Below are 26,624 nucleotides of genomic sequence, written 5' to 3'. Positions count from 1 at the left end.
GATTTTCCATCTCCATGGATTTAGCACCGAAAAAGTCTCGATCGGAAACATCTAGTGCTCATGCCAGCACGGCTGAGCAACGCCTGAAAGTTTTCATGCAAGATGTTACTGGTCGTGCTTTGGTAATGATGGAGAGTGCTACCCAAGGTCAACAAGGTATTGCGATGGATTTGGTTCAAGAAGCATTTATTGCTTTACACAAATCTTATGCCGATAAAAGTACTGAAGAATGGTATCCCCTGTTCTACACTATTTTGAATAACAAACTTCAAGATTGGCGCCGCAAAGAAGCTCGTAGAGCAAACCCATTTTCATTCTTCAAAAAAGTTAGTCTGGATAATGACGACGACGAAGTTATCGATGTAGTTGATGAAAAAGCTATTAATCCTGCAGATTTTCTCGATCAAGCAGTAACGATAGAGGAAATTCGGGAAGCAATTGAAAAACTACCTGTTCGTCAACAACAGGCATTTATGTTACGTGCGTGGGAAGGGTTTGACACCCATACAACAGCTCAGATCATGAACTGTACCGAAGGTAGTGTGAAAACCCATTATCACCGAGCAATTCAGGGACTTAGAGAATACTTGGCACATTTAAATCCCTTGGGAGGTTCTGATGAATCATGATGATTTCACTAAAAAGGTGACATCCAAACTTGATAGTTTGGCAGATCACCATAAAAATAAAACAGTGGTCATGAATCATGTGCTTGACCATATTCAACAAAAACCAGCCTCTTATTATAGTGTCTGGAAAATGACTGGTTTCGCACTTGCCGCAGCAATTACAGGTTTTGTGATTCTGCCTAACTCAGTCGAAATTGTGGATAAGCCACAAAATCAAGTGATCGTAAATCCTAAATTATCTCCACAAATGGTGGAAGATTTAGAGATGTTAATGGTGTTGGGTGAGGATAAAGTACAACATGGCAGCTAAAAAATTAGCACTTATCCTGTGTTCATTAAGTTTCTTGCAGACAAGTTTTGCAGGTTTTGAACGCTTTTGGATTTTTTCTAAAGATGCCAATGCACAAGTCGATGACACATGGGATGCTCTTTCTGAAGAAGAGCAACGTGCAGTCATTAAACGTTACCAGAGTTTAAAAGAGTTACCAGCAAATCAGAGCAATAACTTACAGCAACGCATGGACTGGTTTACTCAACTTCCTGAAGCTGAAAAACAAAAAATGCGTGAAGCATGGCAAAAAATGAGTACGCAAGAGCGTAAAGACTTACGTGAACGGATGCTTAAAGCGAATGGTGAAGAAAGAACAGCGATTCGTGAAGAATACATGAACAAGTATTTAGAACACTAAGTTCTTATTTGGCTATCAAAGATAAGGCATCTAATCACTTAATTATTTTGATTTTATTTCTTATAAAAAGCCTCCAATTGGAGGCTTTTTTTATTCTTTGAGTTTATTTACGATAGCGTCTATAAGCTGCTAAACCAAGTAACGATGCTAAAGATAAAATTCCCAAGCTGCCACCACCGCCTCCACTATTACCACCTCCAGCAGTAGTATTACTACTCACTAAACTGATAGTACCTGCATTTGAAATTTTATTATCAGCATCATATACGTAATAAGTTAATGTATCATTGAAGTTATTAAAACTATTTTTAGCTTGAATATAAATATTACCACCATAACAAGTATTATCCTTATCTTCACCTGGACAAGGGCCTTCTCTATCTGCCTTAACTACTGTAAAAATTCCATCTTTTGAAGTTTTACTTGGCAAATATATAGGCAAGTCTGCAAACTGAGGTTTATTAGGCTTTGTAATAAGTGTATTAGCTGGACCATCTCCATCATCATTTGCGTATTTAAGTAAATTTAATGGAATTATTTCATTTGCTAAATATTGGAATACAACTTTACTATCACTTGCTACAGGTGCAACATTATCAAATCGTGCTTCTAAAAGACCAGATGATTGAGTAGAACCATCTTTACTACTAATCGTATATTTACAATAGTTGTAGTCACCAGCTTGAGTAGTAATATCATCCGATCGATAGAATATAATTTGCTGTAAAGCACTATTCCACTCACAAAAAAGTTTATCGTCTTTTTCCGTGCTTGCAACTTTGTCATCTATCAATCCTGTTCCAACAGATTCAAGATTAATATTATAGTCCGTACTATTAAAAAACTTTAGAAGATGGCTACTATCTTCATTTGGCAAAGGTAAGCCATTTGCCTTCAAATCAATATAGATCGCTCGGTATTTTGCATTTGCTTTAGTTTGATCAAGAAGATTTTTATAATTTGCCAAATCTATTTTTAAGACATTCCACAAATATGAATAAAGTGGATTAGTGAGATTTTTTTCTGCAGTATCATACTGGGTTTGGTATCCCTCAAGTAAAGTAGTGAGAGAGCTGTTGCCTAAACCTCTTAAATCACCAGCAGTTAATTTCATTAGTTCTACTGAACCTATATCACAGCTATTACGAGCAATGTTATCGGGCTGATAATATAGTTTATTAGTTGGGAGTCGAGCTAAACCACGTTGATCTATATCAGCGCATATAGCTTTACCCTCAGGGTCTACATCTATTAAATCTTCTTTTCCAGCAGCTACCAATGGAAAATAAAGTGGTAAAAAACCAGTTACTGCTGCAGCTTTTTCATGGCGCTCAAGTAAAGAGTTAAATGGAAAACCTGAAATATCAATTGTCTTATTAGCTGACGAAAGTACCTCTGTTGGTAAATCACATTTATCAGTATTATTACTTAAATTTAGTGCATTAAAAGATAATCTAAGACCTGAGTTCTTCAAATCAGCTGCTGAGCCTGCTAAATATCGACAAGCATATCCAACTGGATTGTATCCAATTATATTAAAATTCAATTCTTTCCCACCTAAACTGTCATATAGGAAAGTTGTATGTGCGTTATTTTCAACAATAGTGTTATTTTGTAGCTTTAAACTACTTCCACCACTTAAAATAGTTGATGGATTTGTTGTATTACTAGGAATCGCATCTCCTGTAAATTTTAAAATAACCCCATTTACAGTGCTGGCAATATTTTGAGCAATTGTATTAATTGTAAAAGTAGCTTTCGGCTCGCCACAAAATTCAAATGTACTAGCAGAATTGCTCGAACCATTCTTGATAATACTTGAGGATGTAAGAGTAACCTCTCGTTTGGCATACTCAGTACCATTTTTACAACTCATAGCTAACACGCTACCAGTACTTGCTTGATTGCCTTGCAAGAGGGAATGAGTTATTGATAAATTTACTCCGCTACCACCAAGAAAAACAGCTCCACCTTTTGGAGCTTGAGAGTTTAAAATTTGAGAATTTAATAATGTAACATTACCACCCGCATAAATAGCCCCACCTTGATTTGAAGCTATACCATTTTCTATAATAATATTTTGCAGGAATAGAGCTTTTTGATTTTCCGCTGTGTTAAATATACGCGACTTGCCCGCAGCATTAATACGTGTTTTAAGTTCTGGTAGAGCAGGATAGTCATTTGTTAAAACATTCTTTTCTGACCAAATTTTATCTTCTTCACGTTCACCATAGCCATAAATAGAAATATTAGCATTGGGCACCAATTCTTTATTTAAAGTATAAGTTCCAGCTTTTAACTGAATTACCTGATCAGTATCGAGGCTAAATACAGTACACCCATAAGCGGATTTACGAGTTTCTGCAACTTTAATAGCTTCTCTTAATGAACATGCGTTCGTATTTTCACCATCTTCATCAGCAAAAGTTGTGACCTCAATTCTTTTATTTGTGGTATCAGCAAAAAGTGGCATATTTGCAAGCACAGCTAACGCTAACAATGCCTTTTTATAATTTTTCATAGTCTCATCCCTGATTATGACTTGAAACGGCGTAAAGCAATTAAACCTAATAAACTTAAAATAAAGGCCCCACCAACACTACCTCCACCTCCGGTACTGACAGATTTGTCTTCAATTCCAGATAAAGGATCCTGAACAATTCTTGTCGGGATAGTGATATATTGAAACTCTACGCCTTCATTAAATCGAGACACACTCGTAACAACCTGAATACTAAAAATATCCGCGCCATGCCAGTTCCCATTTGGTGTATAAATTACATTTCCATTTTGATCTAAAGTTATATTGCCTTTAGAAACTGGTGTGTCTGTACTTTGTTTAATTCTAAGGCATCCTGGTTGCCATTCTTTTCCATCAGCTCGCTCGCCAAACAATCGCTTACACGTAGCTGGAGTCACTAAATCTGCTTCACTTAGAGAACCAAGAATATTAAATTTTGCAACTTGGCCATATCTAATATCTTGACCTACTGAGGATATCTCAGTATCTAAAATATATTCAATCGCTCCAAGATCACATAGCTCATCATAACCGCTACGTTTTTTCCCACGTTGATCAACACTTTCACAGCTTGCTAATCCGACTGAAGTGCCGTCACTATATAAACGACCTTTATTAATAATTAAGGAGTCAGCTAAAGTATTATAACTTTCTAAAAGTCGAGGCTTAAAAAAACCTAAAAAACTATCTTTAGGAGTGTTAAAAGGACAAAATAAACCTTCTTTCGCTGTTACATCGCATACTCCCTCATCTGTACTACCTGCTATTAATTTTTCATTAGCAGGATAAAGAATATTAGGAAGCTTAGAGGTCGCATTTCTATTACATTCTGTTGTCACCAAATTACTTTGTATAATTGCTTTATCGGCACTAGTAGCCTGGCAGTTGATCGTATTTCCAACTAAAACACTATTTGAAATAGAAGCATTACCTTGGGGAGCATCTAGAAATAATCCTTTATCATTTTTAATCATCGTAATGTTATTAACAAACATCCCATCTTGAACATTTGCAATAAAACCTACTTTATTATGAAAAAAAGTACTGTTACTCAGACCGGTAGAACGCTGGCTTAAATATCCCCCTGTACTTTCATCATCAAATTTATTTGCACTGAAGAAAAGTGATCCAGCAGCAGAACTAACTTCATTGTCTCGAATCACAGACTGCGTGATCAAATACAAAGGCTGCTCACTATAAATTACTCCACCTTGTGTTGCTTTATTATTTTGAATAAGAGTATTGGTAATTGTGACGAACCCATAGGTCTGGCCACTTTTCGTGACCAATCCTCTATTATAAATTGCTCCCCCTTGAGCTGCGTATCCATCAATTAAACGAGAGTTTTGAATTTTCAATATTTCATGATTATCAATCAAACCACCAGTGACGGCTTTAAATTTTAAACCCGCACCTTGTAAATTAAGATCAGTTAGCGAAACAGAAATTGATGCTTTTTCAATACTTTCATCATCAATTTTAAATAACTGATCAGTACCAATCATTTTTATTGTAGCGTTATGCGAACCTGGTTGATCGGTATCAACTAGCGTAGAATCATTTTTAGCAGTACTAATTGTCAGAGGAGCTGTTATCTTTATTTTTTCATTAAGTGTGTACTCTTTATCTCTTTGCAAAATAATATTATTTGAGTCACCACTAGCACAGCCACGATAACCATCTTTTACAGACGCAACAACCTTAGAATCGCTTGAATTAAGTTTATTTAAAAGTTCGACAGCCTCGCGTAATGAACAGACCGTGTTATCGACGTCTTCATCAGTTGTAGTTGTGACTTGAATATCGGCAGAATAAGCGTGTCCAGCAGCAGCCAATAAAGCAAAAGCAATGCTCCGTTTGAGCATACCCATCTCCTTACATCTTTTTTCATTTTTCTTTGTCAATATTGCAAAATTTCCGCTTTTGCAATCGCATCCTTTGTGCGTACTTTGTCACAGGAAGTAGAATTTCTCAAGACATTTTGGTCGGTCTGTAGAGTCATTTTTGAGCTAGATTACAAAAAGCTTCGTAGACCTAAAAAAGTTTTTTAAATACAAAAAATTGTCGTATTAAAAAATTAAAAAAGAATTTATAAGTTATAAATATAGCTTTTCTGAAATGAAAAAAACTTATGTAGGGAAAGCCATTTTTTAAATTGTATGAGTTTAATTTAAGCAAAACAGCAAATTTAAGCTAGAAACTCTACTGTTGATACTCATCAATCAAAGCATAAATTTGTCTTAAAGTCGCATTAGAAAGTTTTGTTTTTTCACCTTTGAGTAGTTTTTCTAACTGAGCAACAGTTTGCAGTAAAAGAGATGCTTGGTGAGGACCATGTAATAATAAGTAATCAACAATTTGTTGGTCAAAGTGAATACCCCGTCTAGCCATTACAGATGTCACCAAGGCATAGCGGTCTGCATATAGACTTCCACTTGGCACTTTTACACTAACGGCTTGTGTAAGTCGTGATTGTAGGTCTGGTAATTCCAGCTTTAATTCAATCGGTGCTACACGCGACGAAAACACCAGTTGTCCTTCGTGATTATTCATTAAATGAAAAACAGCTTTCTGCCAGTGAGGCACACCACTAATCGATTCAATATCATCCAAAGCAACAAGATCATAATGTTCTAAAGAGGTAATTGCCTCAATAGGTGCATCAAGCAGTTCGAGCAAAGATACTTTAATAGCAGATTTGCCTATTTCTAAATAAGAATCACAAATTGCAGAAAGTAAATGACTCTTCCCCGTCCCCGCTCCACCGTAAATATAGAACCTACTCACCAGACCAGCATGTAGTTGACGCACGGCATCGACTACATGCCCCCAACCCGGTCCCGAAAAATCACTGATTCGGGCATCAAGTTGAGGTTCTATATCCAGTTGGAGTTGACGCATATATTGAATTAACCTTGAAATTATTTCTGGTTAGGAGATTTTAGTTCATCTGTATCTTGCTGTGTTTTAACTTCAAGATCAAGCTTAGTGCTTTCGGTTTGTACATGAATTTGCTCAATATCGCCATGTTGGATCACTAATGTAGATGGTGGAGCATAAAGTGAGCTTCTTTCGTAATTCTCTCTTAAATGCTTCAACAACACTACAATAACCGCAGCAACAGGCAATGCAATTAACATTCCCAAGAAGCCTGCAAGTTGTGCACCTGCCAATACTGCAAAAACAACTGCTACAGGAGATAAGCCAATTTTATCACCCAGTAGGAATGGCTGTAAGATATAGCCTTCTACCGCTTGACCAATCATAAAGACGATACCAACCAGTAATAGATGCATCCAATCCAAGCCAAACTGGAACAGGCTAGCAATAACAGCGGCAATAATACCTACGGCAAAACCTAAATAAGGAATAATACTAGCAAGTCCTGCCACCATACCAATAATAAGACCAACTTCCAAACCGATGAGTTGTAAACCAACTGCATATACTACGCCAAGCAATAGCATGACCAGAAACTGACCTTTAACAAATGCCCCTAAAACGCTATGGCATTCACCAACGATCTGTAAAGTAGTTGCTTCATATGGACGTGGAATGAGACGACGTAAGTTTTGTAACATACGTTCCCAATCAAGCAAGAAATAGAAAGCAATAATTGGAATTAAAACAACTGTTCCACCAATCTGAATAAAATTCAAACCAGATTGAGCCAGTTTTAATAACACTGCCTGAATGCTGTCTGCGCTATAGTTTGTTTGGACATATTCCATGACAGCTTTAGACAACTGCTCTGTGTCAATTTCCATTTGCTGGACATTAAATGTTGAAGACACCCAAGGTAAAAAGGTAGCGTTAATCCAGTGAATACCTGCTGGAATACTATCTCGGGCATAAACTAATTGTTTCCAAATCAGTGGAACTAAATACCAGAGTGCAATAGTTAAGGTTACACCTATTCCGACGAATACCACGCTAATTGCTAACCAGCGAGGCAATTTCATTTTTACCAGCACATCAACAAGTGGACTGAATAAATAAGCCAGGAAAAAAGCACCGATAAAAGGAATGACTACAGGCTTGAGTAAGTACAACACCCATACCAGCAATACAATACCTGCGAGTAAAAAAATACGGCGCAGTATACGATCTTGCATAAAATCTAGCCTTTTTTGATTTAATCGTTATAAATGAAAAAATATTTTTATTAAAGATAGCATTTTCGAGCATAAATAACATAAGAGTTTCGTATATTCAGGTTATAATCTGCCGCCAATGCGGAGACTTCATTTATGAGCAACTCAACTTCTACCCCAAATACCGGTTTAAGCTACAAAGATGCGGGTGTCGACATTGAAGCGGGCGACGCACTGGTCGATCGTATCAAGTCAGTCGCTAAACGTACAAGTCGTCCTGAAGTAATGGGCGGGCTTGGTGGCTTTGGTGCACTATGCAAAATTCCTAAAGGTTATGAAGAGCCTGTTTTAGTCTCTGGAACCGATGGTGTAGGAACTAAATTACGTTTGGCCCTTAATCTCAATCGTCATGACACAATCGGCCAAGACCTTGTGGCTATGTGCGTAAACGACCTTTTAGTTTGTGGCGCAGAACCATTATTCTTCCTTGATTATTACGCGACTGGTCACTTAAATGTTGACGTTGCTGCAAATGTTGTTACTGGTATTGGTAAAGGTTGTGAGCTTGCAGGTTGCGCACTTGTAGGTGGTGAAACCGCGGAAATGCCAGGCATGTACGAAGGTGAAGATTACGATCTTGCTGGTTTTGCAGTTGGTGTTGTTGAGCAAAGCAAAATTATTGATGGCTCTAAAGTAAAGTCTGGTGACGTACTTATCGGTGTTGCATCAAGTGGTGCTCACTCGAATGGTTACTCATTACTACGTAAAATTTTAGACGTTAAAAACGTTGATTTAACTCAAACGATTGATGGTCGTCCTCTTGCTGATGTAACAATGGAACCAACTCGTATTTATGTAAAACCGGTTCTTGAACTCTGCAAACAAGTTGATGTTCATGCTATGGCACACATTACTGGTGGTGGTTTACCAGGTAACTTACCTCGTGTATTACCAAATGGTGCACAAGCAGTTATTGATGAATCTTCTTGGGGATGGCCTGAATTGTTCCAACTTCTACAACGCGAAGGCAATGTAGAACGCTTTGAAATGTACCGTACGTTTAACTGTGGCGTAGGTATGGTTATTGCTGTTGATGCAAATGATGCTGAAAAAACAATTGAAGTACTTAATGCTCAAGGTGAAAAAGCTTGGAAAATTGGATATATCCAAGAAAATGCTGAGTCAGTGGAAGGTGCAGACGAAAAAATTCGTGTGATCTTTGCATGATAAAAATTGCTGTTCTAGTCTCTGGGAATGGCAGTAATTTACAGGCCTTGATAGATGCAAATCTATCAGGGCAAATTGTAGGTGTACTGTCTAATAAAGCAGATGCTTATGCCCTAGAGCGTGCTCAAAAAGCCAATATTGCTACCGCTGTTATCTCCCATAAAGACTTTCCAACGCGCGAAGTTTTTGATGAGGCAATGCATCAGCAACTCTTAGCTTGGGAAGTAGATGTAGTTATTTTAGCTGGCTTCATGCGTATCTTAACATCCACCTTTGTCAACAAATGGCAAGGGAAAATGCTGAATATACATCCCTCGCTTCTTCCAGCTTACAAAGGTGTGAATACTCATCAACGTGTTTTAAACACAGGTGATCGTTTGCATGGTTGTACCGTACACTTTGTAACTGCTGAACTGGATTCTGGTCAATCTATTGCCCAATCAGCTATATCAGTTCAAGAACATGATACTGCCGCTTCATTAGCAGATCGAGTGCACACACTTGAGCACTTTATCTACCCACAAGTTGCAGAGTGGCTGTGTAACGGTCAACTTACATGGAAAGATGGGCAAGCCTATTTCCGTAATCAAGTTCTAAAAGACCCTATTCGTTTTGCAAGTTGGTAAAGTATTTTACTAGCAAACAAAAATAAAAAAGGACATGCTGGCATGTCCTTTTTTATAAGCTTTAAATTAATTTAATTAATGATGAATCAATTTCTTTATAGAATTTACTGTATCAATAGGATGCTCTAGAGGGAACATATGGCCCCCTTCAACCACAGTAAATGGGATTCCCATTTTTCGCTTTGCCATTTGAGGAAAGCCTCTTTTTAAGAAGTCACTTCCTTTACCCACAACTAAATGCACAGGCATCTTAGGTTTTGGCATAGGCAGCCACCACCAAGAAGGATTTTTACGGAAAATTGCAACTTCATCTTCACGAGAAATCGTTAAAGTTACTCCACCGCGAATCGAATCTTCTTTCAAAGCATAATCAATGTAAGCCTGAAAACAATCTTCATCAAAATCTTTATAAAATCCTTTAGGATGAAGTAACTCAGCAGCCTGCTCTCTCGACTCCCAGTGTTCACGACGACGTGCAGATAAGCCCGCCGGTGTCATCGCATCAACCAATTTAGGACGAAATAATTTTGCCATATGAAAAGCAAATGAATATCGCCCTAAAATAAGAGGCGGATCTAACATAATGACTTGAGAAAACAGTTCAGGACGTCGAAAAGATGCCATTAATGTTAAAACCGAACCAAGAGAATGGCCTAATCCGATGACTTTACGTCCTTTCGCCTGACGCACAATACTATCAATAACTTGATCAACCAAAGCAGGCCAATGGTTAGTCACAGGATAACGTTTGTCAGGACCAATGAGTGGAACATAAATTACGTCATACTCATCTTTTAATTGATCAAACAATTTTTGATACACCATAGATGGCACACCATTAGCATGCGCAAAGTGTATAACCGGTTTTACTGACATACCGTTATCCTAAAAATACAGATTTATTGTAATTTTGCGCTTTGACTAGTCTGCACCTCTTGAGCAATAGATTCACTTACTCCTTGCCCGATTTGTGCCCCCATACGGCCCAAAATGGATTGTAGTGGGTTACGCTCAATTGTGTAGTCAACTTTATTATCAAGGTTTAGTTCACGCATCAAGCTCGTAATATTACCTGAACGGTCAGCAACACCTAATTGAATTGCTTGTTCACCTGTCCAGAATAAGCCAGAAAAAATAGCTGGATCATTCGATTTTAAACGCTTACCACGGCCTTCTTTCACTGCGGTAATAAAGTGAGTATGAACATTATCAAGAACAGATTGAATATGTTGCTTTTGAGCAGGATCAATCGGTTTTGTCATACTTAAAATGTCTTTATTCGTTCCGGCAGTTAAAGTGCGGTCTTCAATACCGAGCTTCTGAGCTAAACCAGTAATGCCATAGTTAGGCATGATCACACCAATTGAGCCCACTAAACTTGATGGGTTGACAATAATCTCATCCGCAGCAGAAGCGATATAGTACGCACCCGATGCCCCCATATCACCAATAACGGCATAAACTTTCTTATCAGGGTGCTGTTTTTTCAAATAACGAATTTCCTGCCAGATTTCATCAGACTGAACTGGAGAACCGCCAGGTGAGTTAATGTTAAGTGCAACAGCCTTACTATTTGAGGCTTCAAAAGCACGTTTAAGCGCTTTATTGGTATCTTCACTATTTACCGCTTGATTACTCGAAGCATCAATCGTTCCAATAATATCCACCACTGCCAAATGAGTACTACTGCTACTTACAGCAGAGCCTTCTTTGCTGGTTGAACAGCCTTTGCCCATGAGTACAATAATGAATAGTAAATAAATAAAAGTTAATGTTTTAAAGAAGATACCCCAACGACGACTACGGCGTTGCTCTTCTACTGAAGCGAGTACAGCCTTCTCAAGAATTTGCCATTCTGGTCCATTTTGTTTAGGGATTATAGGTTCATTTTGTGGTTTTGGTGGCCAATCGGACATAAAATTCCAATCCAAATCAATCTAAAATGATGTCATTATATACGTTGATTTGATAAAAACTGTCTAAATTATATGATTTCATTTATAATATTTTTATCTTTTTTTACTTGTTGCCTCCTTTTTACCGCGATAGATGACCAAACTAGATGTAAAAAGCATGAACTATTACTTACTCAAAACTTTTAGCCGTCAACCCATTCAATTTGGACGTTTTATTGCCCGTATGTTGGCAGGGTTAGTCAATACTTTAAAAATTACTAGAACATCAAAAAGTATAGAACTTAACTTACAAATTGCACTTCCCCACTTAACACCACAGCAACGAATAGATATTACACAACAAGCTATTCGTAACGAGTTAACCTCATACTTCGAGTTTTTAAGTATTTGGGGCTCATCAAATAGTAAGAATATTTCACGTATTCACCATATTGAGGGTGAACATTACTTTCATGAAGCACTAGCAGCAAAAAAAGGTGTGGTATTGATTGTTCCACATTTTGGTACATGGGAAATCATGAATGCTTGGTGTGCCCAGTTCACTTCTATGACTATTTTATACAAGCCTGTAAAAAATGAAGATGCAGACCGTTTTGTTCGAGAAGCACGTAGCCGTGAACAAGCCAACTTGGTACCTACCGATGAGACTGGTGTTCGACAAATTTTTAAAGCACTCAAACAAGGCGAAACCACTGTAATTTTACCCGACCATACACCTAATGTTGGTGGGGATATGATCAATTATTTTGGTGTACCACTTGCCTCAAGTAATTTAAGCGCCAAGCTCATCCAAAAAACAAAAGCCAAAGCATTATTTCTTTATGCGATTCGTAATGAACACAACGGTTTTACGATGCATATTGAACCTATGGATGAGAAGATTTACGAAGGTAGTGCCGATGATGGAACTTTTGTTATTCATCAAGCCATTGAACAACTGATCCAGCACTATCCAGAACACTATCACTGGAGTTATAAACGTTTTAAAGCAAATCCCGCTTTAGATAATATTTACAATATTGATCCGAATGAAGCACTTCAAATTGTAGATAGACTTAAAGCAGAAGCTTCACAAATTCCTGTGAAGCCAAGTACGCTCGAGACGTCGAGTGTATAAAACCATCTCTTGATTGCGAGATACAAAGCTCAATGTTCCTTGCTCAACTGTGCTTTTAAATGGAATATTAAGCTCTTGTATTCTCGCTAAAACCTCTTTGCTTGGATGACCATAACGATTATTAAAGCCAGCAGAAGCAACAACAAGCTTGGGGTTTAACGTCGCTAAGAAGTCGTAAGCTGAACTATGTTTACTTCCATGATGACCTAATACCAGAACATCTACCTTGAAATCAGGATATTCTTTCATGAGTTGATATTCTGCTTCCCACCCTGCATCACCCATAATTAAATAATTTTGATAGCCATTTATCTGTTTTAAATGAATATAAACCACACAAGAATATTGATTTTGATTTGAAGAAACTAAGTTTAAATCTTTTTCTTTAGGCCAAAGGATTTCAATATCTAATTGTGGATATTGCCATTTTTGACCTTGATGACAATAGGTAAATGGTTCTTTAATTTGCTCTGTCCATCGTTCATTTGATATGACTTGTTTAATAGGAAAAGCCTGAGCGATTGAAGGAAATGCTCCGCTATGATCTTGATCAAGATGAGACAGTACGACGTGATCCAGTTGTTTAATTCCCTTTTGACGTAAATATGGAATCACCACATTTTGACCAATACTAAAAGCTTTCTCATCATAAGACCCACCCGTATCGATGAGCCATGTCTGCTGCGGGTGCTGCAAGAAAATAGCTTGCCCCTGTCCTACGTCTATAATATTTAATTGAACTTGCTGGGACGACTTATCTGGAATGATCAAGGGTAAACAGCATATTAGCCCCCAAGATTTTGGTAAAACCCCACGCGGTAAAAATAAGATAATAATAACGAAGCTAAGGCAAACTAAAGCAAGTGGTGTCAGGCTAAAACCTTGTAATGGTAGAGATAACTTTTCTAAAAGATTAAAACATGACAGTACTATACTAATCAGGACGTCATTAATTTGAAAAAGTAAATTTCCGAATGATTTAAAAATAAGCCATACACAAGCTGCAAAAATATTTAAAGGAACAATCACTCCTCCGAGTAAAGGAACTGCAATAATATTTGTAAAAGGAGCAACCCATGAAATCTGTTGAAAGAAAATCAGCATTAAGGGACATAAGGCAATAAATATTTTGCCTTGAGATTCAATTAAAATTTTACTGAAAAGAATGATTCTAGATAACAGACTAGTTGAAACAACATTTGGAGCTTGCTCTATAGTTTGATAAATCCGTAATAAAATAAAGCAAGAACCATAAGACAGCCAAAAACCTGCGGATAAAACACTGAAGGGATCGAAAAGTAAAAGTAGACTTGCACTATAAACCAAGAGTGAAAATGGTTTAACAGGCACTTTAATCAATACCAAAGAAGCAAATAAAAATACTGAGAGTAAAGTTCTTAAGGCAGGAATTTCAAAACCAACAAATGCCGTATAAATCAAAACACCAAAACATAATGGAATCATGGTCCAAATTTGTTTAGGTTGACGCAAATAAAGCTGCGGATAATAACGTCTTATTAATTGATGTAATACCCAAGACAACATGATAGCAAAAATGAGTACATGAGGCCCTGAAATGGCTAACAAATGAGAGATTCCTAATTCCTTAAATTGATTTTTAATCTCATCATTTAAGAGACTTTCGTCCCCTGTTAACAAAGCTAATAACAGACCCTTATTTTGCAAAGGAGATTGTTTTAACATTAATCTAAATGTTAGGCGCAACTTTTCTACATTTAACTTTTGTCTGTTAAAGAATTTTTGTTGCTCTTTTAAATGATGTTGATAACCCAACTGATAAATTTCATCAGAGCTTAAAGGCTCAATATGCTGAACACTAAAACCGGACATTATATTTCGTTGAATGAACCACTGTTCTTGGTCAAAAACACCAGCCACTGCGTAACTATGAGCAGGTTTGGTTTTGCCAGAAATTCGATAATAATGACCTAATTTTAATTTTGGCTCATCTATGGCCGAGTTTACTTTTTGATTTTTTAAATATAATAGCCAATTGACGGGATGTAAGGACTGCCCTAATACCTGAACGGGTTGCTGTGTCTTATCTTCTTTTTCTTCACTTATACGGTCGACATACACAATAATATCTAAAGATTTAGGCTGCATTTGTCGCAGTTCTAATCTTTCATTTAAGGCATACTGAGCATATTGATGTCCTATAGTAAAAAAACTAATAGCGCAGACTAAACAGTAAATGGTTTTTAATATGGGGCGATTTAAGAAAATATTTCTCTTAAAAATATAAAAAATAAAGCCCATAACAAGCAAAACTTTACCTAACCACCCATATTGCATTATTAAAGGGATATCTATCCCCATAAATGCAATACCCCCAATCCACCCCATTAAAATAAGTTTTAACATTCAAGGTCATATCATTATCTTTTTAGGGGCAAAATTAAAGCCCAACTAAGTGGGCTTTAACAATGTGATTTAATGACAATTTTTTAAGTGCCACTCACCCAGAGTCCATCTTGCATATGCAAAATAGAATCAGCAGCCTGAGCTAAATGCTCATCATGGGTCACAATTAACATTGCCATGTTGAGTTCTTTCTTAAGATCGGTCAGTAATTCAAAAATACCTAGAGCTGTTTTACGGTCTAAATTACCTGTAGGTTCATCAGCCAGAACAACCGCAGGTTTAGTGACTAAAGCACGCGCTAAAGCCACACGTTGGCGCTCACCACCCGAAAGCTCCCCTGGCTTATGATCCATACGATGAGATAACCCAACTCGATCAAGCAAATATTCAGCTTGCGCTTTTACAGATTTAAATTGGCTATCTGCACGAAGCATTAAAGGCATCGCCACATTTTCAAGCGCAGAAAACTCAGGTAATAAATGATGAAATTGATAAACAAAACCGAGGTATTGGTTACGCTGAAAACCACGTTCAGCTTCACCTAAATTATCAAAACGCTGACCATTTAAAAATACTTGCCCTTGAGTTGGCTGCTCTAAACCACCTAGCACATGAAGCAAAGTACTTTTACCTGAACCACTCGCACCGACAATCGAAACAAACTGCCCTGCTTCAACTTGTAAAGAAAGACCTTTAATGACTTCAACTTTAGATTTTCCGTCATCAAAATGTTTATATATTTCTTTCGCTTCTAAAACAATTTTACTCATAGCGCAGTGCCTCGGCAGGTTGAACTTTGGCAGCACGAAGTGCCGGATAAATAGTCGCCAAGAAGCTTAAAAGTAAAGAAACAATCACGATAATCGTTACATCTTGCCATCTTAAATAAGAAGGAAGGTAATGTACAAAGTAAGCATCAAATAGATTTAAGCCCAACACATTGTTAAACCATGAAATGATATCGCTAATGGTTAAAGCTAAAATTACACCTAAAACCGTACCTGCAACTGTACCAATCACCCCAATCACGGTACCTTGAACCATAAATATTTTAGTGATCATCGATGGCGAAGCGCCTAATGTACGCAAAATTGCGATATCAGATTTTTTATCAGTCACCACCATGACCAATGATGAAACAATATTAAATGCTGCAACCACAATAATAAGGACAAGCAATAAACCGACTAGAGTTTTTTCCATTTGAATGGCATTAAATAAATTACCATGCGTATAGGTCCAGTTCGTCGCGTAGAAATTGCTTGGTAAACTTTTTACTAAGTCGTCAGCAACTTGCGGCGCTGCAAAAATATCATCTAGTTTTAAACGGACACCTTGGGCACCATCTGGTAAACGTAATAAGGTTGAAGCATCGTATAGGGCGATATAACCCACCATAGAGTCGACTTCAGCGCCTACACTAAAAATACCAACCACTTTAAAACGCTTGAAACGAGGTACAACACCTGCTGGAGATGGCGTTGCTTCTGGTAAAACCAATGTCACGCTGTCATTTAGACGTAAGCCCAATGAATCAGCCATATCTTTACCAAGTACAATACCAAATTCACCTTTTTTAAGTGAATCTAAACTCCCTGCAACAATATGATTTTGAATAATAGAGACATTCTTTTCATATTTTGGGTCAATACCCGTCACCATAATACCAGCGACCTGTCCTTGCGCAGTTAACATACCTTGCAATTGCGTAAAAGGTGCAACCCCTGTTACATGTGGATGATGTTCAACTCGCTTCACGAGTTCAGGCCAATCCGTGAGGATTTGTGTAGATGAAACTGTTGCTTGTGGCACCATTCCTAACACACGGTTTTTCAATTCGCGATCGAAACCGTTCATGACAGAAAGTACTGTAATCAGCACAGCGACACCTAGTGTCAAACCGACCATCGAAACCAATGCAATAAAAGAAATAAAATGATTACTGCGTCTTGCGCGAGTATATCTCAACCCTATATACAGTGAGATTGGTTTAAACATACCTTCTAAATCCAAGGTCATTGATGGAAAATATAAGATGTTGATGGCAAATTGCACCCACATCTACTATTTGACCATACCGTTAGATGCTGTATTAAGGTTTAAAAATCAGTAAGTTCTGACTTATCCTTAACAATCCTAATATTATATTGCTGCGCTATTTTCTACTAGTTGAGTTGGGAGATCAATTTGATCGTGCATTTCGCTACGAATTAGAACAATTTAATGAATAAGCTCAACAAATTACCCAAATCTTCTCCTATTTAGACTTCATATGTTGAGCAAAGTTCCGGTTTGCCTGAATGTCTTTGTAGAAATATAAAAAAAGTCCAGACAAGATAATGAAAGCACCTACAAAAACCATAATTGAAAGTTGTTCATGGTTTAAAGCAGCTCCAATCATCATCGCTAACATAGGTGTAATAACTGTCGTTAAAGATAAAGTCGTTGCCTGAATATTTTGTATAAGTTTGAAATAACAGAACATGGCAACGAGTGATGCCATAAGTACCGTATAAATTAAGGCAAATAAAGATTTAGCTTCTGGCAAATGTGTTGGTGCATATTGCCAAATAAATGGAATAAAACAACTAGCAAAAATTGAAGACACTAAAATAGAACCAGTTGCCTGAGCCATCGGCTGGATCTGCGCATTAACTTTCTTAACCCAAAAAATTGAAAAAGAATAAACAAACACACTGATCAGCATAAGAACAATACCAAACGGGTGTACATGCTGATTCGCACCGCTCAGACAAATAATAGTTAACCCACAGACCGCAATTGCCATACCCAACCATTGCAGCTTATAAAGTTGTTGGCCAAAAGCAAACCGCCCAATAAGCCCCGTCATAATCGGTGCTAAGCCAAACATAAGCGCAATCATGCCTGAACTTAAATATTGGGTTGCGGCATAAGTGAAAATTTGAGAACCAATTAAGCTAAAAGATCCAGCAATGTAGCTATGAACTGCTTGTCGATGCGTTGGAAAAGGTGTTCTCAAAATTAGCAATATGATGACAGCCAAAGGCAGTGCAATAAAAAAGCGTAATAACAATGCCCACATAAGATGTAGATCAGACACACTCCAGACAATTGCCAACGGAGTTGTTGCCCAGATAAACACTAACAAGGCATAGGTTAGAGCCAAATTGGTTTGCGATGGCATGCGATGCTCACTTAGCTATTTTACGTTTTTGCTTTAAAATCGTTTGATCTAATGAACTTGAAAATTCACGTTTATCTCGTTCGGAAATAGGAGGCGGTCCACCAGTTTGCACACCTGCACCACGGAGCGTATCCATGAAATCACGTAGATGTAAACGCGCTTTAACATTCGCCGTTGTATAGACTTCACCACGGGGATGAATAGCAACTCCACCTTTCTCAATCACCTGAGCTGCCAGTGGAATATCCTGCGTAATGACAATGTCATTTTCAGTCATACGATCAACTATTTCTTTATCTGCTTGGTCGGCACCACTTAAAACTTGTATTGATTTAATTCGTACTGAAGGCGTAATCCCAACATTTTGATTGGCTACAAAAATAACTTCTAATTGATAACGATCTGACGCACGTAAAATCACTTCACGTAAAATTTTCGGTAAGGCGTCTGCGTCTACCCATAGCTTAAATGGCAGCACGTTATTCTCTATTTCCACTAAAAATATTAGTCTAACAGATGCTTTTCTAAGGTGAGTAAAAATAACGATTAAACTGATTTTTAATTTCAACATTTAATTTTTTTATAAATTAAACGTACTTTTAACTTATAAATAGAAACGGCGCTTCTTTTTAAATGACTAAATACGCGCTTTTACAAGAGAATTTACATATGGTGACTTGAAAAATAGTAAACACCCTCGATTTAATATAACAAGTAATGTGAACCCAACAGCATCGTGCTTATGAAAAATCAAAACAGTCCAGAAGTTATTAAAGTAAATGACCAAAATTTTGGTAGTCATGGAGAACATTGGAATCTATTGACGTCCCATCCCGAAACAGATGTACCAAAATGGTTAGGACTGGCACTTGATGCACCTGTAATGCCAATGGGTTTGTGTGAACATGAAGAAGACATGGATCAATCTTTTTGGCTCATTCAAGGTCCACAAGACCAAAAAGTTACCATCAATCAAATTATTGCTGTTGAAAATCAAAAACCTCGTGCGCTTAAAACAGCCTTCCCAAGTTTTGAAAGTCCATATCAATATAATGCGAAAATTGAACGCATCATTACTTGTGACTCTGCTACACAAGCCGTGTTGAGTTTAAGACTAAATAAAAATACAACCGTTTATGCATTTGATAATTTATTTAGTGTTAACTACTGTCAATATGACAAAAATCAAAACTATCAAGTCCAATTTAATGCATGGGCTTATGAATTAGAACCTGTTCCAGCAGGTGAAAAAATCATTGTTGATGACCCCGCTTCTATTAAACATCACCGTGCATTAAATGCAATTTTAACTGAACATAATGGTGTTGCTCCTGAAAACTTACAGGAACTCATTAATGAATGGCAACCAAAAACTCCAGAAGATCAAGAACCTGTAACCGTTGATTTTTCTAAAATGGTCGCTTATTTATATGGCGAAAATCTTGGTCAAGAAGATGAAGCATGGTTCCAAGGTAATATTGTTGGTAAAACCTCTATGACATTTATGGGGGCAGAATATACCCTTTATGATGTCACTTTGGTTTTAGAAGATGATCTTCCTGCCATATTAGTGCGCATTGCGACCAAAAACGATTTGTATAAAAACTTTAATATTGGCGAATATATTCGCGGTAATATCTGGATTCAGGCGACTATTTGTGCTAAAAAGGGTGAAACTAATTGAATTTCACTAATATTTTAATAATTAGGTTATTGAATGAAGATTATACCCGAACAAACTACCAGCCTCATTCAATCCAGTAGCCTGCGCGTAAAGGTCGATACTGGTGCGTTTTGCTTTTTTGTCTTGGGTATGTTCTTAGCTGCCATATTCATGCACCAGTTTGGTTTAGTGCCTTTTTAATTTATAACTTATTCAATAAATAAAGCCCTCATTTGAGGGCTTTATTTATTTGATTTGCTTAACCATTACGCTTAGCAAAATCATCCATAAAGTTGATTAAAGCCTGTACGCCTTCTAATGGTACAGCATTATAAATACTTGCACGCATACCGCCGACAGAACGGTGGCCAGCTAAATTCAACAAGTGATTAGCTTCCGCTTCTTTTAAGAATTGCTTTTCTAAAGCTTCGTCTGCCAAGGTAAACGGTACATTCATAATTGAACGGTTTGGAATTGCGATAGGATTATTGTAGAAATCGCTTGAGTCGATATAACCATATAACAACTGAGCCTTTTCAAGGTTCACTTTATGAATAGCCTCTACCCCACCCTGCTCTAGCAACCATTCAAATACCAAACCAGACAAGTACCAAGCGTAAGTCGATGGTGTGTTTACCATAGAACCATTTTTGGCTTGGTCACCATATTTTAAAATGCTTGGAATTTCTGGTTTAGCCTGATCAAGTAAGTCATCACGAATAATGACAATTGTTAAACCAGCAGGACCAATATTTTTTTGCGCGCCAGCATAGATTAAACCAAACTTGGTGACATCTAATGGAGCAGATAAAATACTTGATGAATAGTCACAAACAAGTGGCGCTTTTACATCAGGAATTCCTGCGAACTGTAAGCCACCAATCGTTTCATTATCCGCATAATGTACGTATGCTGCATTGTCCGATAAATTCCATTCGCTTTGTTCAGAAATTGCGAACTTGCCATCTACTTTAATGCCAGCTTCTACAACATTAATATCGCCATAACGTTTTGCTTCTTTTAACGCTTTTTCAGACCAGATGCCGGTGTGAATATAATCGGCTTTACTGTTCTTACCTAAAAGGTTTAAAGGAATAGCAGAAAATTGTAATGACGCACCGCCTTGTAAAAACAGTACTTTATAGTTTTCTGGAATGTTCATTAAATTGCGTAAATCTGCTTCAGCTTTTTCAGCTACAGCAACATAGTCAGCACTACGGTGACTCATTTCCATGATGGATAGACCTTTACCCTGCCAATCCAACAATTCTTGTTGAGCTTTTTCTAAAACGGCAGTAGGTAATGCAGCAGGACCAGCACAGAAATTGTACGCGCGCATGATTTTTCCCTTGTATAAAGTCAAACACAATAAAAATGGCATTTAACCACAGATTGCTTAAGCTTGCAGCAGCTTCTCAAGTAAATATTTCAATGCTGGACTGTATTTAGCTTTATTTTTTCAATTATTGTTGTCGTTATTTCTTTAATTTTAATAATCAGCTTCCCCATTTAAAAAAATTTTTAAGCAAAAAGATCAACTTGACTTGTGATTATCATTTCACATACCTTGATAGCTATTACAAAAATATTGGCTTAGTAAATTCAATAATTAAAGGAGCTAAAAACCACCATGTTTTTATACAAATGTATAATAAACAAGATGATAATTGAATTTAATAACAAGAAATTTAAACTATAAGGGATGCCAAAAATTGTTATTTAAAATGCCAACACATCGATATAGACAGTCTATTTTTCCCTTTTCATTTAAACCAAAACATCTTGCTTTGGCTTTAGGCTTTTTTTTCACTAATCATTTATATGCCGGAAGCTTAAGTTATGCCGAAGCAGAACAACAAGCTTTAAAAAGTTCATACAGTACTCAAGCCAACCAAGCATTACAGCAAGCATCTCAATTAGAAGCTGAAGCAGTAAAGGGCCTCGGATTACCTAGAGTTGATTTGAATGTCAGAGCCTACGCTTTTCATAGTGAAACAGATGTACCTCTTGGGGCTTTTAAACAAAAACTTGAAAATGATTTAAGCCAAGGACTAAATGACAAACTTTCACAGTGGAGCAATGTCATTCCATCAGATGTGCTGGGACAAGTTCAAGAAGGCGCAAACCAAACCATACATGATGGTATAAATCGCTTTCCTGATTATGCGAATCTGACTATCGAAGATCAGGTGGTACGCCCTTCGATTTCAGTCGTAATGCCACTCTATACAGGCGGCTTAACCAGCAGCGCTAAAAAAATAGCTAATATACAAGCACAGCGCTCTGAGCTTTCAAGCCAACAACAGCAGGATATACAGCGATTTGAAGTAGTACAAAGTTACTTTAATGTGCAATTACAGCAGCAGCTGGTCGCAAGTAGCTTATTTAACTTTAATGCGATGCAAAAACATTACAGCAATGCCCTAAAGCTGGAACAACAAGGATTTATTAGTAAAGGGCAACGCATGCAGTTTGAAGTCGCTCGTAATAATGCAGAACGTACTTTACAAAATACTCAAGCTAACTTAAACGCCAGCCGCTTTAGCCTTAATAACCTTTTACATCAACAAAATAATGTAGATTTAAGTACACCTTTATTTGTAAATAACACTCCAAGCCAGTCTCTAGAATCACTTTTAACCAGTTATTCACAAAAATCTAGCCTTGTACAAAAAATGCAGATGGATACTCAACTGGCTAATGTCAATATTCAAGCTCAACAAGCAGCAAAAAAACCAAGTTTATTTGCATTTGGTGAATATGCGCTTGATGAAAATGAAAATTGGATTGTCGGTGTAATGGCAAAATACAATCTATTTTCTGGGGTAGATAAAAATAAGAATATTCATGCCGCTGAATTAAAGCGTTACGCTTCTGAACTCATGACTGAACGAACCAAACAAGAGATTGAAGCTCTTTTGAATAAATCATATAACGAGCTTGACTCTGCTCAGCAAAGTCATCAGCTTTTACAAAGAAACGTAAATGCTGCTCAAGAAAACCTACGTATTCAAGAACTTTCTTTCCGCGAAGGAATGGGTACAGCAACCCAAGTGATTGATGCGCAAAATGCATTAAGTGCGTTAAAAACTGAAATGGCTTTAAATGCTTATAAATATGTCATATCACTTGCAACTTTACTGCAAAGTCACGGCTCAATTGACCAATTTAAAGCTTACGTTAATCAACCACATACCGACTATATTCGTTAAGGGGAGTATAAAATGAATCAAGACTCAGCTCATTCAGAACAAGATTCTCCTGCTGCGGATACGGCAGAAACCAACCAAGCTCCAAAAGATGATCAAGCTAGCAATGATCAAGAATCAAACGCAAATAAAAATGACGCCAATCCTCCTAAAAATTCCAAAATTAAACTGATTATTGGCCTGATCATCATTGCCTTATTAGGTTTAATTATTTTTGGTTTGTGGAAAAGTTATCAACCGAAACCTATTGAACTACAAGGCCGTGTTGAAGCTGAAACTATTCACGTAAGTACAAAAGTCCCAAGTCGTATTGAAGAAATTTATGTACAAGAAGGCCAGAAAATTTCCAAAGGTCAGCCACTTGTTCGTTTGGTTAGCCCTGAAATAGAAGCTAAAAAGCAACAAGCTTTGGCTACCTTACAATCAGCTTTAGCCTTTCAATCTACGGTAGACCGCGGTTCGCAACAAGAAAATATCGATACTCTTTATGCCAACTGGCAAAGCACCAAAGCGCAAGCGAATCTTGCAAAAACAACTTACCAACGTGGTGAAAATTTATATAGACAAGGGGTAATTTCGCGTCAAAGACGAGATGAAATGCTCGCAGCACAGACCTCTGCTCAAGAATTAAGTGAAGCCTCTTATCAACAATATGCTCGTGCAAAACGTGGAAGTACTAGCCAGCAAAAATCTACAGCAGATGCACAAGTTGAAATTGCAAAAGCAGCGGTAAGCGAAGCAAAAGCTTTAGAGGAAGAGACACGCTTACTCTCTCCGATTTCGGGTACAGTTTCAAAAACTTACGGTAAGCCTTCTGAATTAGTCGCTATGGGTGTACCTGTTGTCAGCATTTTAGAAGATGATGATTTATGGGTAAGTTTGAATGTTGGTGAAAACCAATACGCTTCTGTTTATAAAAGTAAAACCCTTGAAGGATTCATACCTGCTCTTAATCAGAATGTGAATTTTAAAATCAAGAATATTGATGCGGAAGGTGAATTTGCCACTATAAAAACGACTCGCCAAACTGGGGGCTATGATATTCGTAGCTTTAAATTGCATCTGGTGCCTGAACGTCCTGTCAAAGATTTAAAGGTTGGCATGAGCGTTCTATTTAAAATTAAAGAAGAAAAATAAAGCATGTTTGCCAGTATATTACGGGAACTAAACTATCTAAAAAGCAATAAATGGGATTTGTGTATGGTGACACTTATCCCTGCTTTTATCATTTTTTTGTTTAGCAGCATGTTTTATGCAGGTAAAGCTGAACATTTACCAATTGCGATTATTGATCAGGACCAAAGCGAACTCAGCCGTAATATTGAAAAGTATCTTTCGTTGAATCATACAGTAGACATTAAAACAATTACGGTAAGCTCTGCGGAGGCTGAACAACTACTCAATGAAACCAAAATATGGGGTTATGTTTTCATTCCAGACGGTGCTGAAAAACGCTTCGTGAAAGCACAAGATGCTCAAATCAGCATTGCATTTAACCAGTCTTTTTTTAGTGTTGGAAATACGATTTCTTCAGCAATGCTGGTCAGTACCCTCAATGCTTTAGCAGACTATGCTGGTCAAAGTTATCTTGCAAATAGTATTCCCTATTTAGATGTTCCTACCGCTCATGTAAAAATCTCAACGCTTTATAATCCAAGTATGAGCTATGAGTTTTATTTAGAACCTTTCATGGTTCCTGCTGTATTGCACTTATTGCTGTGTTGCTGTGTTGCCTTTGCTATTGGACAAGAGCTTAAACGTGGCACATTAACAGCATGGGTAAACCGAGAAAGTTTTATTCAAGGCTTACTGGCTAAAAATCTGCTTTATAGCCTTATATTTTGTGCATGGACATGGGTATGGATGTTTTGGCTAGTCGAAATCCGTGGCTGGTTCGTAGCAGGTTCTCTTAGTTTATTGTTATGCGCACAGTTTTTACTTTATTTTGCCTACGCTTTGATTAGTAGCACCGTCATTCTTGCAACCAAAAATTTAAGTAAAACTTTTGGCTTTATCGCGGTATATGGCGGCTCTTCTTTAAGTTTCGCAGGCGTTACGCTACCTTTAAATAATGCGCCTATTTTCACCAAATTTTGGTCACTCATTATTCCTTATACCCCTTATGCTAAGCTTCAAACCGAACAATGGGTGATCGGCAGTCCAATTTTCATTTCAATGATTCCTTTTTTAATACTCATCGGTTATTGCCTGATTTACTTCTTTTTAAGTTGTCTATTGCTTAAAAAATTAGTTCGAGGGGCAACACAATGAAAGAATTCTTTAAGGCTTATGGGCAAACATTTAAAGACATTGTAAGTAATAGCTCAGTTTTCACAACTCTGATTTTATCGGTCATTCTTTATAGCTTTTTTTATCCTACCGCCTATAAAGCTGAGCGTGCAGAATCTATTCCTATTGTCATTGTTGATGAAGAACAAAGCCTCTTAACTTCTCAATTGATTGGCCAAAGTGCAAATAGCCCCCATGTTCATATCGTTACCGTTACCAGCAATTTTTTACAAGCTGAACAAATGGTACGTGAGCAAAAAGCCGATGGTATTTTACTTTTACCAAATAACTTAACCCAAAGCTTACGCAGAGGAGAAACAGGTGGAATCGGCTTATACTTAAGCACAACCAACTTTTTAAAAACTAAAGAAATTGGTTTAGGTCTAGCAACCTCGATAGAAGCTACATTAAAAGAATATATTGAAAAATTTGGACAGCGCACTCATTTCCAGCCAGCGCTTTCTATTCATCAAGTGCCGTTATTTAATCCACTTTCAGGATATGGAAGTTATATTTTTCCGGCTGTTGCATCTTTGATTATTCATCAAACGATTGTGCTAGGTTTGGCAATGTTAATAGCTAGCTATCGTGAGCAACGTGAAAAGATTACTGCTGTTCGCCTCGCTGGAGTTTTCGCAAGTATATTTACGATTGGTTGTTTAGGGTGTTTTTATCTTTTTGGTTTTACCTTGTGGTTCAATGACTATCCACACGGTGGAAATTTTATAGGTCTACTCATTGCCGTTCCAATTTTTATTAGTTGTGTGATTGGATTAGGCATGCTGATCGGTTCACTTTTAGATATGCCGGAACGTGCCGGACATATTATTGTGTTTAGCTCAGTACCTTTATTCTTATTAACCGGAGCTGCTTGGCCTCATCAAGCCATGCCTGAATGGTTACAATGGCTTGCGTGGTGTTTACCTTCCACACATGGGGTACAAATGTTTGTGCAACTTAACCAGATGGGTGTTCCATTAGCCACGGTTGTACCAAAGCTGATTTTTCTTGGGACCCTTGGATTAATATTGGTGAGTTTATCTTATTATCGGCTTGTTAAAAAATCTTCTTCATAAAATAAAAAAGGAAGCTT

23 protein-coding genes and 1 pseudogene are annotated in these 26,624 nt (G+C 37.3%); 12 read left to right on the top strand and 12 right to left on the bottom strand.

Going from position 1 to position 26,624, the window contains the following annotated elements; genetic code table 11:
* The first annotated feature begins 14 nt into the window (after window positions 1–14).
* Genes WBW42_RS08640 through WBW42_RS08630 form a run of 3 tightly spaced genes read left to right on the top strand, consistent with a single transcriptional unit; the run spans window position 15 to window position 1,318 of the window.
* A complete protein-coding gene (locus WBW42_RS08640; RefSeq protein WP_002118814.1) occupies window positions 15–629 on the top strand; it encodes an RNA polymerase sigma factor in 615 nt (204 codons plus the stop codon).
* Window positions 619–939, top strand: coding sequence for a hypothetical protein (locus WBW42_RS08635; RefSeq protein WP_002118556.1), 321 nt, complete (start codon window positions 619–621; stop codon window positions 937–939). The genes WBW42_RS08640 and WBW42_RS08635 overlap by 11 nt, the downstream gene beginning before the upstream one ends.
* The gene (locus WBW42_RS08630) at window positions 929–1,318 is read left to right on the top strand and encodes a DUF3106 domain-containing protein (protein ID WP_016140251.1); all 390 of its coding nucleotides are present in this window, start codon (window positions 929–931) and stop codon (window positions 1,316–1,318) included. The genes WBW42_RS08635 and WBW42_RS08630 overlap by 11 nt, the downstream gene beginning before the upstream one ends.
* A 103-nt stretch (window positions 1,319–1,421) precedes the next feature.
* Here WBW42_RS08630 and WBW42_RS08625 read toward each other — a convergent pair whose 3' ends face one another.
* From WBW42_RS08625 to cxpE, 4 genes are all read right to left on the bottom strand, one after another.
* Window positions 1,422–3,839 carry a CSLREA domain-containing protein gene (locus WBW42_RS08625; RefSeq protein ID WP_032055183.1) on the bottom strand — a complete coding sequence of 806 codons (2,418 nt, stop codon included), beginning with the start codon at window positions 3,837–3,839 and terminating at the stop codon, window positions 1,422–1,424.
* 14 nt (window positions 3,840–3,853) lie between these two features.
* Window positions 3,854–5,704: a rhombotarget A gene (gene rbtA, locus WBW42_RS08620; protein WP_032055181.1), complete on the bottom strand. Its 1,851-nt coding sequence runs from the start codon at window positions 5,702–5,704 to the stop codon at window positions 3,854–3,856.
* A gap of 337 nt (window positions 5,705–6,041) precedes the next feature.
* A complete protein-coding gene (gene hda / locus WBW42_RS08615) occupies window positions 6,042–6,740 on the bottom strand; it encodes a DnaA regulatory inactivator Hda (protein WP_002118656.1) in 699 nt (232 codons plus the stop codon).
* 20 nt (window positions 6,741–6,760) lie between these two features.
* Window positions 6,761–7,954, bottom strand: coding sequence for a chloramphenicol efflux transporter CxpE (gene cxpE, locus WBW42_RS08610; protein ID WP_002118385.1), 1,194 nt, complete (start codon window positions 7,952–7,954; stop codon window positions 6,761–6,763).
* 135 nt (window positions 7,955–8,089) lie between these two features.
* Between cxpE and purM the strand changes: the two genes are divergently transcribed.
* Together purM and purN are read left to right on the top strand one after the other, a co-directional pair.
* Window positions 8,090–9,160, top strand: coding sequence for a phosphoribosylformylglycinamidine cyclo-ligase (gene purM / locus WBW42_RS08605; RefSeq protein ID WP_498478717.1), 1,071 nt, complete (start codon window positions 8,090–8,092; stop codon window positions 9,158–9,160).
* Complete coding sequence (purN, locus tag WBW42_RS08600; protein ID WP_032055175.1) at window positions 9,157–9,786, top strand: phosphoribosylglycinamide formyltransferase; 630 nt, start codon at window positions 9,157–9,159, stop codon at window positions 9,784–9,786. Before purM ends, purN begins: the two co-directional genes overlap by 4 nt.
* A 75-nt stretch (window positions 9,787–9,861) precedes the next feature.
* On the opposite strand, the gene WBW42_RS08595 is transcribed toward purN, so the two are convergent.
* On the bottom strand, window positions 9,862–10,662 hold the full coding sequence (locus tag WBW42_RS08595) for an alpha/beta fold hydrolase (protein WP_032055174.1): 801 nt from the start codon (window positions 10,660–10,662) through the stop codon (window positions 9,862–9,864).
* Window positions 10,663–10,685: 23 nt separating this feature from the next.
* Complete coding sequence (gene sppA / locus WBW42_RS08590; RefSeq protein ID WP_032055172.1) at window positions 10,686–11,702, bottom strand: signal peptide peptidase SppA; 1,017 nt, start codon at window positions 11,700–11,702, stop codon at window positions 10,686–10,688.
* Between the two features lie 133 nt (window positions 11,703–11,835).
* Here sppA and WBW42_RS08585 point away from each other — a divergent pair, with 133 nt between their 5' ends.
* The gene (locus WBW42_RS08585) at window positions 11,836–12,819 is read left to right on the top strand and encodes a lysophospholipid acyltransferase family protein (protein WP_080612814.1); all 984 of its coding nucleotides are present in this window, start codon (window positions 11,836–11,838) and stop codon (window positions 12,817–12,819) included.
* Here WBW42_RS08585 and WBW42_RS08580 read toward each other — a convergent pair.
* The 3 genes from WBW42_RS08580 to WBW42_RS08570 all read right to left on the bottom strand — a co-directional run bounded on the left by WBW42_RS08580 (window position 12,772) and on the right by WBW42_RS08570 (window position 17,202).
* On the bottom strand, window positions 12,772–15,204 hold the full coding sequence (locus WBW42_RS08580; RefSeq protein ID WP_032063277.1) for a DNA internalization-related competence protein ComEC/Rec2: 2,433 nt from the start codon (window positions 15,202–15,204) through the stop codon (window positions 12,772–12,774). The genes WBW42_RS08585 and WBW42_RS08580 overlap by 48 nt on opposite strands.
* 83 nt (window positions 15,205–15,287) lie before the next feature.
* Window positions 15,288–15,974: a lipoprotein-releasing ABC transporter ATP-binding protein LolD gene (lolD, locus tag WBW42_RS08575; RefSeq protein ID WP_032004412.1), complete on the bottom strand. Its 687-nt coding sequence runs from the start codon at window positions 15,972–15,974 to the stop codon at window positions 15,288–15,290.
* A complete protein-coding gene (locus WBW42_RS08570) occupies window positions 15,967–17,202 on the bottom strand; it encodes a lipoprotein-releasing ABC transporter permease subunit (RefSeq protein WP_004790618.1) in 1,236 nt (411 codons plus the stop codon). The genes lolD and WBW42_RS08570 overlap by 8 nt, the downstream gene beginning before the upstream one ends.
* A 128-nt stretch (window positions 17,203–17,330) precedes the next feature.
* On the opposite strand from WBW42_RS08570, the pseudogene WBW42_RS08565 reads away from it, so the two are divergent.
* Window positions 17,331–17,432, top strand: a pseudogene (locus WBW42_RS08565) (PilZ domain-containing protein); the annotation flags it as partial.
* Window positions 17,433–17,461: 29 nt separating this feature from the next.
* On the opposite strand, the gene WBW42_RS08560 reads toward WBW42_RS08565, so the two are convergent.
* Window positions 17,462–18,370 (bottom strand): DMT family transporter, encoded by a 909-nt coding sequence (locus WBW42_RS08560; RefSeq protein WP_498478713.1) that lies wholly within the window; start codon window positions 18,368–18,370, stop codon window positions 17,462–17,464.
* Between the two features lie 7 nt (window positions 18,371–18,377).
* Entirely contained in the window at window positions 18,378–18,866 is a 489-nt protein-coding gene (locus WBW42_RS08555) for a YaiI/YqxD family protein (RefSeq protein WP_080777123.1), read from the bottom strand.
* 246 nt (window positions 18,867–19,112) lie between these two features.
* Between WBW42_RS08555 and WBW42_RS08550 the strand changes: the two genes are divergently transcribed.
* A complete protein-coding gene (locus WBW42_RS08550; RefSeq protein WP_002118998.1) occupies window positions 19,113–20,054 on the top strand; it encodes a hypothetical protein in 942 nt (313 codons plus the stop codon).
* Between the two features lie 238 nt (window positions 20,055–20,292).
* On the opposite strand, the gene serC is transcribed toward WBW42_RS08550, so the two are convergent.
* The gene (serC, locus tag WBW42_RS08545) at window positions 20,293–21,372 is read right to left on the bottom strand and encodes a 3-phosphoserine/phosphohydroxythreonine transaminase (RefSeq protein ID WP_163114329.1); all 1,080 of its coding nucleotides are present in this window, start codon (window positions 21,370–21,372) and stop codon (window positions 20,293–20,295) included.
* Window positions 21,373–21,757: 385 nt separating this feature from the next.
* Here serC and WBW42_RS08540 point away from each other — a divergent pair, with 385 nt between their 5' ends.
* The 4 genes from WBW42_RS08540 to WBW42_RS08525 are packed head-to-tail and all read left to right on the top strand — an operon-like array spanning window position 21,758 to window position 26,607.
* On the top strand, window positions 21,758–23,245 hold the full coding sequence (locus WBW42_RS08540; protein WP_032057616.1) for a TolC family protein: 1,488 nt from the start codon (window positions 21,758–21,760) through the stop codon (window positions 23,243–23,245).
* Window positions 23,246–23,257: 12 nt separating this feature from the next.
* A complete protein-coding gene (locus WBW42_RS08535; RefSeq protein WP_017399228.1) occupies window positions 23,258–24,379 on the top strand; it encodes an HlyD family secretion protein in 1,122 nt (373 codons plus the stop codon).
* A 3-nt stretch (window positions 24,380–24,382) separates the two neighbouring features.
* Window positions 24,383–25,513, top strand: coding sequence for an ABC transporter permease (locus WBW42_RS08530; RefSeq protein ID WP_185126870.1), 1,131 nt, complete (start codon window positions 24,383–24,385; stop codon window positions 25,511–25,513).
* Complete coding sequence (locus WBW42_RS08525; protein ID WP_045126691.1) at window positions 25,510–26,607, top strand: A1S_2622 family ABC transporter permease subunit; 1,098 nt, start codon at window positions 25,510–25,512, stop codon at window positions 26,605–26,607. The genes WBW42_RS08530 and WBW42_RS08525 overlap by 4 nt, the downstream gene beginning before the upstream one ends.
* Window positions 26,608–26,624: the final 17 nt, after the last annotated feature.

This window comes from Acinetobacter sp. LT1, from assembly GCF_059800965.1.
Note: the sequence above shows the minus strand (reverse complement) of the source record. Positions and strands in the feature narration are given on the sequence as shown.

Coding starts and splice junctions, on each gene's coding strand:
- WBW42_RS08640 (WP_002118814.1), top strand. CDS start 15: ATGGATTTAGCACCGAAAAAGTCTCGATCGGAAACATCTAGTGCTCAT.
- WBW42_RS08635 (WP_002118556.1), top strand. CDS start 619: ATGAATCATGATGATTTCACTAAAAAGGTGACATCCAAACTTGATAGT.
- WBW42_RS08630 (WP_016140251.1), top strand. CDS start 929: ATGGCAGCTAAAAAATTAGCACTTATCCTGTGTTCATTAAGTTTCTTG.
- WBW42_RS08625 (WP_032055183.1), bottom strand. CDS start 3,839: ATGAAAAATTATAAAAAGGCATTGTTAGCGTTAGCTGTGCTTGCAAAT.
- rbtA (WP_032055181.1), bottom strand. CDS start 5,704: ATGCTCAAACGGAGCATTGCTTTTGCTTTATTGGCTGCTGCTGGACAC.
- hda (WP_002118656.1), bottom strand. CDS start 6,740: ATGCGTCAACTCCAACTGGATATAGAACCTCAACTTGATGCCCGAATC.
- cxpE (WP_002118385.1), bottom strand. CDS start 7,954: ATGCAAGATCGTATACTGCGCCGTATTTTTTTACTCGCAGGTATTGTA.
- purM (WP_498478717.1), top strand. CDS start 8,090: ATGAGCAACTCAACTTCTACCCCAAATACCGGTTTAAGCTACAAAGAT.
- purN (WP_032055175.1), top strand. CDS start 9,157: ATGATAAAAATTGCTGTTCTAGTCTCTGGGAATGGCAGTAATTTACAG.
- WBW42_RS08595 (WP_032055174.1), bottom strand. CDS start 10,662: ATGTCAGTAAAACCGGTTATACACTTTGCGCATGCTAATGGTGTGCCA.
- sppA (WP_032055172.1), bottom strand. CDS start 11,702: ATGTCCGATTGGCCACCAAAACCACAAAATGAACCTATAATCCCTAAA.
- WBW42_RS08585 (WP_080612814.1), top strand. CDS start 11,836: ATGACCAAACTAGATGTAAAAAGCATGAACTATTACTTACTCAAAACT.
- WBW42_RS08580 (WP_032063277.1), bottom strand. CDS start 15,204: ATGTTAAAACTTATTTTAATGGGGTGGATTGGGGGTATTGCATTTATG.
- lolD (WP_032004412.1), bottom strand. CDS start 15,974: ATGAGTAAAATTGTTTTAGAAGCGAAAGAAATATATAAACATTTTGAT.
- WBW42_RS08570 (WP_004790618.1), bottom strand. CDS start 17,202: ATGTTTAAACCAATCTCACTGTATATAGGGTTGAGATATACTCGCGCA.
- WBW42_RS08560 (WP_498478713.1), bottom strand. CDS start 18,370: ATGCCATCGCAAACCAATTTGGCTCTAACCTATGCCTTGTTAGTGTTT.
- WBW42_RS08550 (WP_002118998.1), top strand. CDS start 19,113: ATGAAAAATCAAAACAGTCCAGAAGTTATTAAAGTAAATGACCAAAAT.
- serC (WP_163114329.1), bottom strand. CDS start 21,372: ATGCGCGCGTACAATTTCTGTGCTGGTCCTGCTGCATTACCTACTGCC.
- WBW42_RS08540 (WP_032057616.1), top strand. CDS start 21,758: ATGCCAACACATCGATATAGACAGTCTATTTTTCCCTTTTCATTTAAA.
- WBW42_RS08535 (WP_017399228.1), top strand. CDS start 23,258: ATGAATCAAGACTCAGCTCATTCAGAACAAGATTCTCCTGCTGCGGAT.
- WBW42_RS08530 (WP_185126870.1), top strand. CDS start 24,383: ATGTTTGCCAGTATATTACGGGAACTAAACTATCTAAAAAGCAATAAA.
- WBW42_RS08525 (WP_045126691.1), top strand. CDS start 25,510: ATGAAAGAATTCTTTAAGGCTTATGGGCAAACATTTAAAGACATTGTA.